This is a genomic window from Rufibacter sp. LB8, assembly GCF_014876185.1.
Taxonomy (GTDB): domain Bacteria; phylum Bacteroidota; class Bacteroidia; order Cytophagales; family Hymenobacteraceae; genus Nibribacter.
Window position 1 is genome coordinate 1904599 of record NZ_JADALJ010000001.1, and the last position, 15342, is coordinate 1919940.

Annotated in this window: 10 protein-coding genes; 6 read left to right on the plus strand and 4 right to left on the minus strand. The window is 50.4% G+C overall.

Features of this window, described 5'->3' with window-relative positions; translation table 11 throughout:
- Positions 1–93: 93 nt before the first annotated feature.
- On the minus strand, positions 94–1827 hold the full coding sequence (locus IMY23_RS08105) for a M3 family oligoendopeptidase (RefSeq protein ID WP_192821595.1): 1734 nt from the start codon (positions 1825–1827) through the stop codon (positions 94–96).
- Positions 1828–1845: 18 nt separating this feature from the next.
- On the minus strand, positions 1846–2925 hold the full coding sequence (locus IMY23_RS08110) for a ferredoxin--NADP reductase (protein ID WP_192821596.1): 1080 nt from the start codon (positions 2923–2925) through the stop codon (positions 1846–1848).
- A 174-nt stretch (positions 2926–3099) separates the two neighbouring features.
- On the opposite strand from IMY23_RS08110, the gene IMY23_RS08115 reads away from it, so the two are divergent.
- From IMY23_RS08115 to IMY23_RS08125, 3 genes are read left to right on the plus strand one after another with little or no spacing between them, the layout of a single operon-like run.
- A complete protein-coding gene (locus tag IMY23_RS08115; RefSeq protein WP_192821597.1) occupies positions 3100–3798 on the plus strand; it encodes a peptidoglycan DD-metalloendopeptidase family protein in 699 nt (232 codons plus the stop codon).
- 2 nt (positions 3799–3800) lie between these two features.
- Complete coding sequence (locus IMY23_RS08120) at positions 3801–4985, plus strand: hypothetical protein (protein WP_192821598.1); 1185 nt, start codon at positions 3801–3803, stop codon at positions 4983–4985.
- A 38-nt stretch (positions 4986–5023) separates the two neighbouring features.
- A complete protein-coding gene (locus tag IMY23_RS08125; protein WP_192821599.1) occupies positions 5024–5809 on the plus strand; it encodes a mechanosensitive ion channel family protein in 786 nt (261 codons plus the stop codon).
- A gap of 152 nt (positions 5810–5961) precedes the next feature.
- Here the strand turns inward: IMY23_RS08125 and IMY23_RS08130 are convergent, their stop codons facing one another.
- Positions 5962–7176, minus strand: coding sequence for an FtsX-like permease family protein (locus tag IMY23_RS08130; RefSeq protein ID WP_192821600.1), 1215 nt, complete (start codon positions 7174–7176; stop codon positions 5962–5964).
- Positions 7177–7228: 52 nt separating this feature from the next.
- On the opposite strand from IMY23_RS08130, the gene IMY23_RS08135 reads away from it, so the two are divergent.
- The 3 genes from IMY23_RS08135 to IMY23_RS08145 are packed head-to-tail and all read left to right on the plus strand — an operon-like array spanning position 7229 to position 9904.
- A complete protein-coding gene (locus IMY23_RS08135) occupies positions 7229–8458 on the plus strand; it encodes an exo-beta-N-acetylmuramidase NamZ domain-containing protein (protein WP_192821601.1) in 1230 nt (409 codons plus the stop codon).
- Position 8459: 1 nt separating this feature from the next.
- Positions 8460–9401 carry a methionyl-tRNA formyltransferase gene (fmt, locus tag IMY23_RS08140; protein WP_192821602.1) on the plus strand — a complete coding sequence of 314 codons (942 nt, stop codon included), beginning with the start codon at positions 8460–8462 and terminating at the stop codon, positions 9399–9401.
- Positions 9398–9904, plus strand: a complete 507-nt coding sequence (locus tag IMY23_RS08145; RefSeq protein WP_192821603.1) for a dihydrofolate reductase — start codon at positions 9398–9400, stop codon at positions 9902–9904. The genes fmt and IMY23_RS08145 overlap by 4 nt, the downstream gene beginning before the upstream one ends.
- Positions 9905–10321: 417 nt before the next feature.
- On the opposite strand, the gene IMY23_RS08150 is transcribed toward IMY23_RS08145, so the two are convergent.
- A complete protein-coding gene (locus IMY23_RS08150) occupies positions 10322–15328 on the minus strand; it encodes a C25 family cysteine peptidase (protein WP_192821604.1) in 5007 nt (1668 codons plus the stop codon).
- Positions 15329–15342: the final 14 nt, after the last annotated feature.

A 15342-nucleotide genomic window follows, 5' to 3' on the forward strand; every position in this document is an offset into this window, starting at 1 on the left:
CTGTTTTCGGCTTCATTTCTGAAAATGAGCCCGAAAACAGAAAAGCCGCAGAAGATTTTCTTTTGCGGCTTTTCTTATGCTTTAAATGGAAATTTAATCCAGTTTGGCCAATTCGTCTTTCACAAAATCTACCAGGTTCTGAATGTACTCCGGTGAGAAATCAAAACGGATGCCGGCGGCAGCGTAGATTTCACTGATGGTGGCGGTGTAGCCCAGGCTCAGGGCATCTTTGTAACCTTGCAGCGCGGCAACGGGTTCTTCTTTGTAACGCTTCCAGACGGCAATGGCGCCTAGTTGGGCCATGGCGTATTCCACGTAGTAGAAAGGCACTTCATAGAGGTGCAGTTGCTTCTGCCAGATGTACGGTTTCAAGTGCTCCAATCCCGACCAGTCCACTTCCTGCAGGTTGAATTCCTCAAAAATACGCACCCAGTTCTGGTGGCGTTCTTCTACCGAGTGATTCGGGTTTTCATACACCCAGTGCTGGAATTTATCAATGGTGGCCACCCACGGAAACGTCTCCAAAACGCCTTCTAAATGCTGACGTTTGGCGCGCACCAGGTCCTGCTGATTCGGGAAGAATACATCCCAATGGTCCAGCGTGAGCAATTCCATGGACATAGACGCCAATTCTGCCACTTCAGACGGTGGGTGTTTGGCAGAATTCAAGGGCAACTCACGGGTTAAGAAAGAATGCACGGCGTGGCCGCCTTCATGCAGCAAAGTCACCACATCGCGCAGCGAAGAAGTGGCATTCATGAAGATAAACGGCACGCCAATTTCATCTAGTGGGTAATTATAACCGCCCGGCGCTTTCCCTTTTCTTGATTCCAAATCCAGATGGCCCATTTCGCGCATGGTCACCAGACAGTCGCCTAAGAATGAGTCTAAGTGGTAGAAAATGTCAATGGTTTTGGAAAGCAGTTCCTCGCCGGTTTTGAACGGTTCCAAGGGCGGCAACAGGCTTGGGTCCACGTCCATGTCCCATGGCTTGAGCGTGTCCAGGTTCAGTTTTTCTTTGTGGGCGCGGTCTATCTGTTTGGTCACCGGCACCACTTTTTCTTTGATGGCTTGGTGAAACGAAAACGTGTCCTCGGGGCCGTAATCAAACCGGCCCAGCGCCGCGAACATGTAATCTCTGAAGTTAGCGAAACCTGCGTTCACGGCCACTTGGTGGCGCAGCTGAATCAGTTCGGTGTAAAGGTCGTCTAGCTTGTCTTTGTCTTCCAGACGACGATTTTGAATAGCCAGGTAGGCTTGTTCCCGCACGGCGCGGTCGGTTTGCTTGAGGCGGTCGGCGGCGCGTTGCAGGGTCATTTCCTCGCCGTCCAGGGTCACCATCATGGCCCCGGCAATGGAGCCGTATTGCTGCTGTTTGGTGCTGATTTCGGTCTGCAGCGGAATATTCTCTTCCCGGAACAACTCAATGGCCCGGCGCACGCCCCGCAGGTAGATGCGGTATTTTTGCTCGTCTAGCCCCTGCGCGAACTCTGAGGAAACCAGCTTGTGGTTGAAGGCGTCATCATACGGCGAGGCCTTCGGCTCAATCTCGGTCACGAAGAACTGGAAGGCCTCAGTGAGCGCTTCGTTCTGCGTGTCACAGGTCATCTTGATGTAGCGCCAGGCCAGGTTCTCAGAGAGCACGCTCTCCAGTTCGCTGCGGTCGGCAATCCAGCGCTCCAGTTCTGCCAGTGAGTTGAGTTGGCGGTTCTTCAGTTCCTCAAAAATAGGCTCCAAAGAGGCCCAGTCCTGCACTTCAAAGGTGTCTGGCAAATAGGTTCTGGGTTTGCGGGTGGGCAGCGCCAGGGGTGGGGACGTGTTTTCCATAAAAGTGGTCACAGAAGATTATCCTATCTCAATCACCACGCCGGCGGTGAGCGGATGGCCTACACAATTCAAGACATAGCCTTGGTCAATCTCAGAATCAGAAAGCCCTTCGCGCTCGTCTAGGTGCACGCGGCCGCTCAGGCATTTTCCGCGGCAGGCGGTACACAGACCGGCCTGGCAAGAGTACGGCAAATCAATATCGGCGCGCAGGCCGGCTTCTAAAATCGTCTCGTCGGGGTTCACCTCTACTTGGTGCTCTTTGCCTTCATAGATGATGGTCACGGTGCGGGTGATGATTTCGTTGGATTCCTCAGAAGAAACATCGGCGCCGTGGTCTTCCACGGTGGTAGGCGCGGTGAAGCTTTCTTTGAACACGTTGGTGGCGGGAACGCGCATGAACTGCAGGGCGTCACGCACCTCGTTCATCATGCCTTCGGGGCCGCACATGTAGAAACTTTCCTGGGTATAGCCGTCCACTTTCAGGTTTTCCAGCAGTTGCAGGACCATGGTGCGGTCCAACAGGCCGATGTTTTCCTGCGTCTCGGTGGCATCTGCGATGGCCTCGTTGAAGACATGCACCAATTTCAGGCGGTCTGGGAATTGCTGCTCCAGTTGCGCCAGCGCATCTTTGAAGATAACCGAATCCAAGTTTCGGTTGCCGTAGATTAACGTAATGCGGCTCTGCGGCTCGTCTTTCAGTACGCTTTTGGTCATGGACATTAACGGCGTGATGCCGCTGCCGCCGCCAAAGAAAAAGAAGTGGCGCTTCTGGCCCGCATCGGCTTTCAGCACGAAGTTCCCCAGCGGGGCCATCACTTCAATCTGCTGCCCTACTTTCACGGTATCTGCCAGGTAGTTAGACACCAACCCGCCCTCCACACGCTTGACCGTCACTGAGAAATATGGCTCCTCGGGCGTGCTGCACAAAGAGTACGAGCGTCTTACTTTTTTACCATCAATGGGGATGATTAAAGTAAGGAACTGGCCCGGAATATAGGGAATGCTTTTCTTGTCTGGGTGGTCTAGGTGAAGGGTGATGGCATCGGCGGTTTCCTGGGTGATGTCCACCACGTTCATATTGAAATACGCGTTACTCATAGTTCTGTAGGCTAAAACAAAAGCTTGTGGTTTTTGCTAAACTGGTTTAAGTCGGGAAAGTTACGATATTTAAGGTTGGCGTGTCATATGGTGGGCCAAAAAACTATCAAGCGTTAGCTTTTTTGTATCTTGCTCGCTGTTAACCCGCTGCCTTTACCGTTTCTGGCCTCTAAAATGGAAATAGCCCCAAAACTGGAAAACTTACTCAGGAATTACACTGGCCACCTGGCCCCCATCCTGGACCACGACCTCAACACCCCAGACGTAACCCGGCTTGATTTCACCGCGGCCAATGCCCAACTCCTGGAAACCGACCTGCGGGACACGGCGGCGTTTGAAGTATTTGTAAACCAGATGCTTGCTGAGAAAAACGCCACCGTGGGTGTGGGCGGCTACTTTGAGAACCGGGTCATTTACCGCCGAAGCGAGCATTTTGACGGTTCCCAACAAGCCCGCACCCTGCACTTGGGCGTTGACATCTGGGCACCGGCCTTAATTCCCATTTACACGCCGCTGGCAGGCAAAGTCCATAGTTTTCAGGACAACAACAATTTTGGCGACTACGGCCCTACCATCATTCTGGAACATGAACTGGAAGGCATCACATTTTACACGCTGTACGGGCACTTGAGCAGAACTTCTTTGGACGGCCTTTTTGTAGGAAAAGAATTAGCTGCCGGAGAACGCGTGGCCTTCATGGGACCTTACCCAGAAAACGGTGACTGGCCGCCGCACCTGCATTTCCAATTGATGACCGACATGCTGGGAAAAACCGGTGATTTCCCTGGCGTGTGCTCCCTTGCTGAAGAGACGGCCTTCCGGAAGATTTGCCTGGACCCCAACCTATTGCTGCGGTGCAAACTTCTGGCGTAACCATGCGAGAGAGCGTGAAACTGCTTTTGCTATTTTTGGCGCTGTCCTTGGTGATTCTGGTAAGGGTGGCGGTGGAAGAAAACGGGTATACCACACCAGACTCTTCCCATTACGCGGGCGCAGGCCAGGCCTTGGCAGATACGGGACAATTGGTGCATATCAATGGCGGCAAAACCATTGTCTTCACCATCTGGCCGCTAGGTTACCCCTTGTCTATTGCCACGGTGGCCAAACTCACTGGTATTTCGGCGTTCTGGAGTGCCAAACTGGTCAATTTAGCCTGGATTGGGTTTTCATTTTTGTTGATCAGGAAGTTGTTTCCTAAACAGGCGTTCTGGGTGGCTTTGGTGTTCTGTATGCACTCTTTGCTGGACATTTTCTCTTTCACGTGGTCTGAGGGCGGGTTTACTGTTATCATGCTGTGGTTTGCGGTGGCCTTGCACCATTTTCTGTATAGGCCAGAACAGCGCGTGGAGTGGGCATTTCAGTTACTGTTTGCCATTCTGAGCGCATTTTTGTACCGATACTTCGGTGGATTTCTGTTGGGCGTGCTTTCGTTGTTTGGGGTTTATTTTCTGCTCAAACGAAACTGGAAGGAAGTGGGCTTGCTGCTGGGAATAGCCGCCGGGGTGCTGGGGTTTGTGACCTGTTACGTCTGGTTTGTCAAGCAGCATTCGGGCTATTACGGCGGCACCACCCGCTTTTACGCCGATGAACCCTTTCTGCTGCTGCTCAAAAATTTACTTCTCACGCAGGTAAATGAATTCGCGGTGATCAGGCATTTTAACCCGTTGGTGCTGGATTATGCGTCCTGGGCGCTCTTCGGTTTCCAGTTGGTGGTGCTGGGATTTGTGCTTTGGCGCGTGTACCAGGTTCCACAGGTGAAAGGATTGCTCGCTCCTACTTTGCAAGATTCGGTGGCGTTGATCATTGGCTTAGTGGGGCTCAGTTATTGGCTGACTATGGTAATCATGCGATTTCTCATGAAGTTTGACATGTTTGACTTCCGGCTTATCTCCCCTAGCACATTGCTTTTTTTACTGGCGTTGCATGGCTACCTGGCGGCGGAGAAACGAGCACCTATTCTACAGAGAATACAAGGGCCTATTACAATGTTGTATTTACTGGCTTTGGCGCATGGCCTGTACAAAAAAACGCTCCTGCAGCAGGTACTTAGCTATTTCTAACGTAGTTTCACCCTTCAACATCAATCTTCCTTCTTCCCATGTTTGATTTGGACCACCTCCTCCCTACTATTCAACAGTTTGCGCTGGTGTACGGCATAAAATTTCTGATTGCCCTCTTTATCCTGATCATTGGGCTTTGGCTTATTAACCGATTGACGGAAGCCGCCTATAACCTCATGAAGCGTCGGAACATGGACCCCTCGCTGCGGCCGTTCCTGAAGAATGTGCTCAAGGTGGTGCTCATGATTTTGCTCATGATTGTGGTGATTGGGCAGGTGGGGCTGGAAGTGACCTCTTTTATTGCCTTGCTGGGCTCCGCCGGTTTGGCTATTGGTTTGGCGTTGCAAGGCAGTTTGGCCAATTTTGCCGGAGGCGTACTGCTGCTCACTATCAAACCGTTCAAAGTGGGCGATTTTATTGAGACGCTCGGTCAGAAAGGCAATGTGGTGCTTATCAATATCTTTAACACCGTCATTAGAACCTCAGACAACAAGAATATCTATATTCCCAACGGTCCGCTGGCTTCGGCGGTAATCATCAATTATGACTCACAGGAGACGCGCCGCGTGGAACTGGCCTTTACCATTGGCTACGGCAACAACCTGGCCACCGTGCGCGAATTGCTTCGCCAACTGGCTTTGCAGGAACCCAACGTGCTGCAGGAACCGGCTCCCACGGCCGGCATCACTTCCTTAAACGATAAATCTGTGACCTTGTACCTGCGCGCATGGAGCAAGCGACAAGAGGCGGGCTCTGTGGGCGAGGCGTTAACCGAGAAAGTAAAGATTGCCTTTGAGCAGCAGCAGATACAGCTCCCCGGCTAGTGTTCTGTTTTCGGGCTCATTTCTGAAAACGAAGCCAAAAACGGAAAGCCCTTGATTGAAAGTTGAGGACTAAGATTTGGCATCAAACAAAATTCCCGTTTTCGGGCTCATTTGCAGAAACGAGCCCGAAAACGGGAATTTCCATTTTACCTTTAATCGAATTTGATGGCTTTAACCGGACTGATTCTGGAAATCATTAAGGTAGGCAGCATTACAGACAGCATGGTCAAAAAGAAAGTAATTACGTTGATGCCCAGCCAGATGCGCCAACTCCAGTAAATAGGAACGGTGTCCATGTAGTAGTTTTCAGGGTCAAGCGGAATAAGATGGAAATAGTCTTGCGCACCGCAGAAGGCCAAAGCCAGCAGATTACCACCAATAATTCCCCAAATGGTAAGTCTCAAACCACGATGTAGGAAGATGTTCCGGATTTGCCGGTTGGTGGCGCCCATGGCTTTAAGAGCGCCAATCATGTTGGTGCGTTCCAGAATCATGATGAACAGCGTGGAAACCATGTTGAACGTGGCCACAAAAATGATCAGCACCAGAAAAATAATCACGTTGCGCTTGAGCAGTTCCAGCCAGTCAAAAAGTTGCGCGTAAGTGTCGGTTATTTTCTCCAGTTGCAGGTCATAGTTCATGTGGTCGAAGACCTGGTTGGCCACGGTGTCAATCTGCGTGAAGTCGTTCAACAAAATCTCGTAACCGCCTACCAATGAATCTGGCCACTGGTTCAAATCCCTGATCTGCTGCAGATCACCCAGCACGTACACGTTGTCAAACTCCTCCAGACCGGTCTTGAAAATGCCTTTCACCTCAAACCGGCGCATGCGCGGCGGGTTTTGGATAAAATAGAACAGCACTTTGTCGCCCACTTTCAGACGGAGTTTATCGGCCATAATCTGGCTCATCATTAGCTCGTTAGAAGCCGCGGTATCTGTAAATTGAATGGTGGAGCCGGAAATCAGGTTGGCTTTCATTCCCCGGAAATCATAGGTAGAATCAACGCCTTTCAAGACTACGCCCAGCACTTCGTCTTCGGTTTTAATAATGGCCGTCTTGCGCGCGAAGGGTTGGATGTGTGACACGCCCGGAATCTTTTCATAGTCGTTGAGGCCGGTGGTGGTGCCCATGGGGTAGCCTTCAAACGAGTTGTTGGTGTCAAATTTGCTGATTTGCAGGTGCCCCCCGAAGCTGAAAATCTTGGCCTGTATCTCGTGCCGAAAGCCTTCTAAGATAGCAAATGACACAATCATGATGGCAATGCCCAGACCTACGCTGAACTTTGCTATTTTTGTGACCGAGGCGGTAAAAGAATCTGAACGGGCGCCCGCCAAACGGCTGGCAATGTAGCGGGAAAGATTCACTGCTTGTTGTTAATTGCGCTTAAAGATACTTATCTGTTTTTAAACTAAACCTATGATTTCACCCTTCCTCCGTACGGCGGCTTTCTGTGTGGTCCTGGCCTCTTGCAAGCAAACCGCCAGTGTTCCTGCCTCCAGCGCTGCTCCTGCGGCAGCCACAACAACTGCAGCCAAAGCCCCCAAACAAACTACCCTGCTAACGGGCGCACAACAGACAGAGTTGTATTTGCCGTACCTGCAAGGCAAGCGTGTGGCTATGGTGGTGAACCAAACCTCCACCATCGGCAAGACCCACCTGGTAGATACCTTGCTGAGCCACGGCGTAAAAATCACGGTCATCTTCGCGCCGGAGCACGGGTTCAGGGGAGATGCCGATGCGGGTGCGCACATCAGTAACAGCGTAGATGCCAAAACCAACTTGCCCATTCTGTCACTCTACGGCAGCAACAAAAAACCGAAGCCCGAGCAGTTGAAAGACGTGGACGTGGTCTTGTTTGACATTCAGGACGTGGGCGTTCGCTTTTACACTTACAGCAGCACCATGCACTACGTGATGGAAGCCTGCGCCGAACTCAACAAGCCCATGCTTTTACTGGACCGGCCCAACCCGATTGGTTACTTAATTGACGGCCCCATGCTTAAGCCCGAGTTCAAATCCTTCGTGGGCATGAACACTATTCCCATTTCACACGGTCTCACATTAGCCGAATATGCCAAGATGATTAACGGCGAAAAGTGGCTTAAAAACGGCGTACAGGCCGAGGTAAAATCCATATTGGTAAAGAATTATGACCGCAAGAAGTTCTATTCTTTACCTATCAAGCCTTCGCCCAACCTACCCATCGACCAAAGCATAAAACTGTACCCATTCCTGTGTCTGTTTGAAGGAACGACCGTGAGCCAGGGCCGCGGCACGCAGATGCCGTTCCAGGTGATTGGTGCGCCGTATTACCCAGACAAATCGTTTTCGTTCACGCCCGTTCCTATTCCCGGCATGTCCATGGAGCCGCCGTACAAAAACCAGATTTGCTATGGCAAAGACCTCCGGAATCTGGACCTGAAGGAGCCTTTCACACTGAGCTACTTGCTGGATTTTTACCAGGCCTCGGGCCAGAAAGAGAAATTCTTCAACAACTTCTTCAAAAGCCTGGCCGGCACCGATGAACTGCAGAAACAAATCATGGCCGGCATGACCGAAAAACAAATCAGGGATTCCTGGAAACCAGGCCTTGACGCTTACAAGAAGATGCGCAAACAATATCTGCTTTACCCAGATACCAACTAACATGCAGAAACAAGACCTGCGCCTGATTTTCATGGGTACGCCTGACTTTGCCGTGCCTGCCCTGCAAGCCTTACTAACCCACGGTTACAACGTAGTGGCCGTCATAACCGCACCAGACAAACCCGCAGGACGCGGCCTGAAGCTGCTACACTCGCCGGTGAAGGAAGTGGCGTTGCAGCACAGTATTCCGGTATTGCAGCCTACCAACTTGAAAGACCAGGCGTTTCAGGAAGAGCTCAGGAGTTTCAACGCCACCTTGCAGGTGATTGTGGCCTTCAGAATGCTGCCCGAAGCCGTCTGGAACATGCCGCCTATGGGTTCCTTGAACATTCACGGTTCGTTACTCCCCCATTACCGCGGCGCGGCGCCCATCAATTGGGCCTTAATCAACGGAGACAAGGAAACCGGCGTTACTTCGTTTTTCCTTCGGCACGAAATTGACACCGGCGACATCATCCTGCAGAAAAAAGTGGCCATTGCCCCGGAAGACAACTTCGGGACGCTCTACGAGAAACTGAAGCACGCCGGTGCAGAACTGTTGGTGGAAACTATTGATGCCGTGGTGGATGAACGCACGCAACCCTACCCGCAACCGCAGGCCAAGGAGCCGCTGCGCATGGCGCCTAAAATTTTCAAGGAAACCTGCCGGATAGATTTAACTAAGTCAGCCATTGACGTGCATAATTTTGTACGAGGTTTGTCGCCGTACCCGGCGGCCTGGCTGGAGTTGGAAGGGAAGACGTTCAAGATTTTCAAGGGAAGTGTGGTACCTGCGCATTCTCTGAAAATTCCCGGCACCTATGACACCGACAACAAAACGTATCTGCATTTGCAATGCGGCGAAGACTCAGCCTATACGGTGGAGGAACTACAGATGGAAGGTAAAAAGCGCATGAGTCTTCAGGATTTTCTCAGGGGTTTCACCTTCACGCACGCTGTATGATTGGGTTAGTCGTCGCTATTTCTGAGAACCGCGTGATTGGGAAAGACAACCAGCTTATCTGGCATCTCCCCGAAGACCTCAAGCATTTCAAACGCCTCACTTTGGGCCATCCCATGGTCATGGGCCGAAAAACGTTTGAAGCCATCGGCAAACCCCTACCGGGCCGCACGTCCATCATTGTCACGCGCCAAGCAGATTACGTTGCCCCAGAAAGCTGTTTGGTGGCCACTAGCGTGGAAGAGGCCCTGCAGAAAGCGTTGGCGCTTGATGAAACCGTGATGGTAGTGGGCGGCGGCGACATTTACCAACAAGCCCTGCCCTTCGCTGAAGTGGTCTATCTGACCTTGGTGCATGAATCCTTTGAGGGTGATGTCTACTTCCCGGAACTGGAACCCGACGTCTGGGAAATCACGGAACAGGCAGAGCACGAGGCTGATGATCGACACGCCTATCCCTACTCGTTTTTCACGTTTAGAAGGAAAGCAGGTTTCAGCCAGAATTAAAAAAGGGGCGCCATAAAAGGTGCCCCCTTTTTTAATTCCCGTTTTCGGGCTCATTTCTGGAAATGAAGCCGAAAACGGGAAAGTGGAAACCCCCTCTCCCAGAGGGAAATGGTGAGGGTGTAATTATTTACGGTACCTTAATTCCAAGTCTATCATAAGTGGCCCCTCATCCTAACCTAATTCCAGAGGGAGAAGGGACAGGGCTTTTCCGTTTTCGGGCTCATTTCTGGAAACGAGGGCAAAAACAGTAAAATCTCGTTTTGTAATTACGTTACCATTTCCATCAGAAAGGCTGCCAATAAGCTAGTAGAAATGCTTTTTTGCTTCTACCACAAAAAAAGAGCGCCAATCACATGGCGCTCTTTTTTTATTTGCGTTTTTGGCCTCATTTTCAGAAATGAGCCCGAAAACAGGAAGTTATCTCAGAATATAAATTTTGCCGTAGCCATTCTTAAAGGCTTTGTCCCCGGCGGTGGCGCGTTGTTTCATCTCACCTTGCTCGTTGCCCATCACCACGCGGTACAGGTAGACGCCGTTGGCCAGTTTATCGCCAAATTCATCGGTACCGTCCCAGGCGAACTCAGAGACGTTGTTTCCTATCTTGATGGCACCCAACTCCTCCCGCTGAATCTCCCTGATCACTTTACCGGTAAGGGTCATGATCTGGATTTTCATTTTCTCCGGCACCGTCTGCCCGGTGAGCGTAAACACAAACCTGGTTTTAGACGAGAACGGGTTGGGGTACGGATAGAAGTTGGAGATGGCTGACTCGTTCACCACCTCAAAATTAATGCTGTAGTTCTCTGAACCCGCCTTCTGCCCGAAGGCATCGGTGCCCTGTACTTCCAGCGTATAAATGCCATCCTCTAGCTGCGGTTGGTACTCCACCCTGAAATCAGTGGTAGCGTTGCCCGGGAAGAAGGTGATGGCGGAGTTGTTCGTTAAGTTAATTTCGGAAAACTCACCGCCTTGTTTCTTCAGGAACACCTTCATGGCAGACGGGTCCGTGATGGGCATTTTCTTCATGTTGTCTTTCAACACCATGCTGATCATGGGCCTTGGCGACACAATCTCCCCGTCAATGATTCTGGTTCCGTCAAACACCACGTCAATAACCGGGGGCAGCCCCGTGAAGGTGCCCACCGTGAACGGAATCTCCATGGTGTTGTTCAGGTAATTCTGCTCCAACAAAGGCTTATAGGCGGGGTCAGTCAAGCTGCGGGGGTTAACTGTCACCCTCAGGCGGTTGTTGCCCTGTAGCTGTAATGTGGAGATTTTATGGTTGAAGAACACGGTCCCGTCTTTCTCCAGCGCCCGTACTTTAAAAATCTTCTCGGTGCGGGTGCCGTTTTCCTGGAACAAAATGGTTTCCACGGTCAACTCCTCCGTAAAATCAACGCCGCTCACATTGGAGAACGCAAACTGCAAATCCAATTCGCCGTTGTTCACCTGTGCCGAAATAGCCTCAGGACTGTATTTGGCCAGACCAACCAAATCGGGACGCATAACTCCTTCGGGCGCGCCGTCATACAAAATGGTCCATTGTTTTAAGATAGGCGCCGTGCGCTCTGCCTCGTCCTTTAAAACAAGTCTTAGTTTCAGATAAGGATAAGTGGCGGCGTTCACGCTGGAAAGATTGAGGTCAGATGACTTTACATCTGTGAACAGGTCTACTTCCTCATTATTGGCGCTTACCCCAATCACATCCAGTTGGTACGCATCATCCTGGTTTAACAAGGCCACCTGGTGCTGCAAAGAGTTCCATTTGGTGGCGGGGCCAATCAGGTTAGATACCAGTGTTCCTTGTCCCGCGCGAGACCTCACTTCCCTTTCAATCCTGATTGTTTGCATGTTAGCCGGCGACGGATCTTCAGCCGATGGCCCAATCTCCAGAACAGAGCCTGGTGCCGCCCCTTTTCTACCAATGATGGCAAACGGTTCGCCAGTGGCTAATTTATCAATCAATGAAGATCCAATGGAATTGAACGCAGCCTTTAACCCCGGTGACATGGTAGAATATGGCACATTGCTCATGCCCACCATGGCAATGTGGTAGCCGGCTGGTACAGATTCCAGGAACTGCTGCAGTTTGGTTAAATTAGCCGCCTGCCGCAAATCATTGAAGTGGTACACAAACTTAGGTGGCGTTCCGCAAATAGAGGCATACGCAGAAGGTGCGTCTAAAGGCTGGAGCGTCTTGTCATTCAACACTACCGCCATCATGTTAGGCCGGTTGGTGTTACAATCTGCCTCAATGGTTTTGAAGTTGTCCAGGAAAATACCGTATGGCGGATATCCAAACGGTTGGCCGCCGCCTACGCCTTTGACTTCAAAAATCCGGAAGGTGGGTGTGAATTCAAACGTGCGTTTCTGGGTATTTTCCTCTAGGCGTTGCTTTTCTGCTTTTTGCAATTGTCCTATGCCTTTCTGAGACCACCCGGTAGTGCTACCCGGCATATATCTGAAAGAACTGCTGGCCCATACTAATTCCTCTCCCGGAGTTAGGGTTTCATAGCGAAACCGCCAGTAATACACCACACTGTCATTCTGCGTGGTATTGGCCGGGAGCGTTACTTCCCAGGCAGGCATAAAATCAGCCTGCACCACGGTAGATTTCTTCCACTGGCTGTCAAAAGTGTGCACAGTGTCTATCTCAAAATAATAGCCCCTTCTGCCAATGAGCAAATCAGTGGAGTGGCCTACCAATTTCACCTTATTGTCTTTGACAATGGAAAACTCCTGGGGACCAATGGCCAATACGCCACTTCTGGAGAAGAAATACTCCAGGGTCATGGTATTGTTGGTTTCGTCAATTTCATCAATGGCATCTACGCCGTCAACTTTCACTTCAAAACGGTTCACGCCTACCCCTTCGGTGGTTTTCGCCTCCAGTTCAATGGAGATAGTGTCTCTGTAATAGATAGGCTCAAACTCAACCGGATCATAAGTAATGGTGGTACCATTTTCCAGTTTACGGGAAATGGAAACGGTAAATGGTGTTTCATTCACGCGGCCCAGATTTCTGATGTCAATGTTAACCTTGAACTTTTCTGAGTTGGCAGTGATTTTTGAACCGTCAGCAGATTCCAAAGCCACTCCCCCATTTGGAATGGTATAGTCTGCTTTCTCCGGCCCGAATACCACAATGGCAGGGTCGGCTTGCAGCACCATTTGCATGTTCATGGCCGTGGCGTTGGCCCCGCCAATCTTTTGTTCCGTGAGTTCAATGGTTCTTTGGTGCTGTAACCCCAGAGGTTTAGACAAATATTCCTGGTCCCCGAAGGCGGTAGTGTAAAAGTTAGACGAGAACACGTTCAACAACGATGGGTAGCCATAGTTGTCATGCGCCAAAAAGGCAATGGCCCCCTTGTTCTCGGTGAGTAACCAGTCTTCGCCAAAGGTACGGCCTGTGGTGAAAATGTTACCGGCGTTACAGCCGTTCATCAACAGCATGGGGTATTTGCTGGTGTTGTTGTAGCCGTTTACTACATCAGACACCCGCCCAATATCTAAGTCAGAGACGGTACCTGAGCTATGCCCAAAAAACGTGATTAGAGAAAGGCCTGCATTTAACTCACCGGCAATGTTCAGGTTCTCCAGACCGCCAGATGAATTTCTGATAATGGAATTGACATTGGCTCCAAGCCAACGGCTTTCGGCAATGCGCTCATAGCTGCGCATGTAAGACAAAAGCGTGTTCTGCTCTGCCCCGGTGCTACCAATGAGGTGCAATATATTTTTACGCCAATCTAAATTTTCTGGCAAGGCCTCATGCACTTTCACTTTATTCAGATAACCCATAACCTCTGCCGGCGTATTGGCCGGAATCCTTCCAGTGGCCACCTTAGGCGTGTATTGACCCAGTTCCCAATCTGAGGTAAAGAAAACATCTGACCCTGGCGTACCGCCTGTTGGCACCAAATCCCTAACAAGCAGAGATGATGGATTCTTTCTACTTGCGACGTTGTCAGCCTCTAAACCTTTCCCCAATAAAAACAAATATTTAGGATTACCATTCGCCATCATGAATTTCATGTAGCGGCGCAAAGCGGCAGAGGATTTATCACCATAGAAAAACTGGTTGTAAATCTGGTCTACATCTATCACCAGTGTATCATAACCACCTCCTATAGTAGAAGCCCTATAAGCAGCATAATCACGCACTGGGTTTTGTGAGCCACCTCCTGGTTTCATTAGTGATTCATGTGTAATTATAAGGTAGTCAGACTTGTTACCCACCATAGACCTGAACTTAACTTCATTGGCAGGTTCAGGAATCAGGTGGGCAGACGTCCAAAGGACTGCTTTAGAGAAATTAGCCGGAAACACGAACCCTTTCTGTGCCCCTGACACCATACCTGCAACTCTTTTAACTTGATCCGGAATACTTATGTCATAGCCAACCGCAGCAGTAGCAGAGGCCCCCTCAAACACATAATAGGCAGGCGTAGCACTGGGTTCCTGTTGAATAAAAGGCAGGCCGGCAACGGCCATGGTGTTGCGCTGTGCGAAGATAGATTTGAAATACAGGGTGCGCACCCGTGATGCTGTGTTCCGGGCGGCAATTCTAATTCTCAGTCTTCCGTCTGCTGCAAAATCTGTATATTCTAAGGGCAGGATTTTCTTATCAGAGGCATATCCTTCCAAATCAAAGGTCCCTATCAAACGCTCAGCGTCTGCCGGGGTCCGCACAAAGATATCAACCGTATGCGTATTGTCATTGGAGCCCATCATAGCAATTTCAACCCTTGGCGCAGGTCCAGTTGAAGCTGGGTTGGAAATCATACCAGGCAAGCTAAAGGTAAACCCTGCAGTAGAACCACCTGCATAACCTTCACCGGCATCCATCCAGGACATATAGTTCTCACCGTATCGTTTCCCTCTGGTGTATTGACTATTGTCAAAAAACATAACTTCCTGCCAATGCCAAGGTGATGGCGTTAAGCCAGCAGGATCTTGGTTATAGGCCTCCATTCGGTTGCCTGGGGTAGCAGACCAGGTTAGGAAATAGGCAGCGGTGTCTGTGTATAAGCTATAATAAGGATTGATGTGGTCAGCGGTGGGATTTTTGAACAGTTCCCGGTCCAGGGCCCCGTCATTTTTCTCCCCATAGAATTCAATGTAATCTGCAGCGTCAAAAGAACCGTCAGACTCACCAGCTACATGAATGGAGATTTCCTTGCCTCGGCGGAACATCTGCAGGTTTCTGGGGTCAACGTCAGAAATTCCTGCGGCCTGCAGATAAGCGCGGTCTAACCGATACATGCCCGTGGCAGGCACTTTGATTTTGTAATATTTCTGACTGTAATTAATCCACTCGTTCCCAAAGACCTGAAGTTGGGCAGAGACCTGCCCCATTCCCAGAAAAAGGAAGAGAAAGAAAAAAGAAAGTACAGTTGTAACGAAGCGTGAACGTTGTTTCATAGGAGCCAGCAACC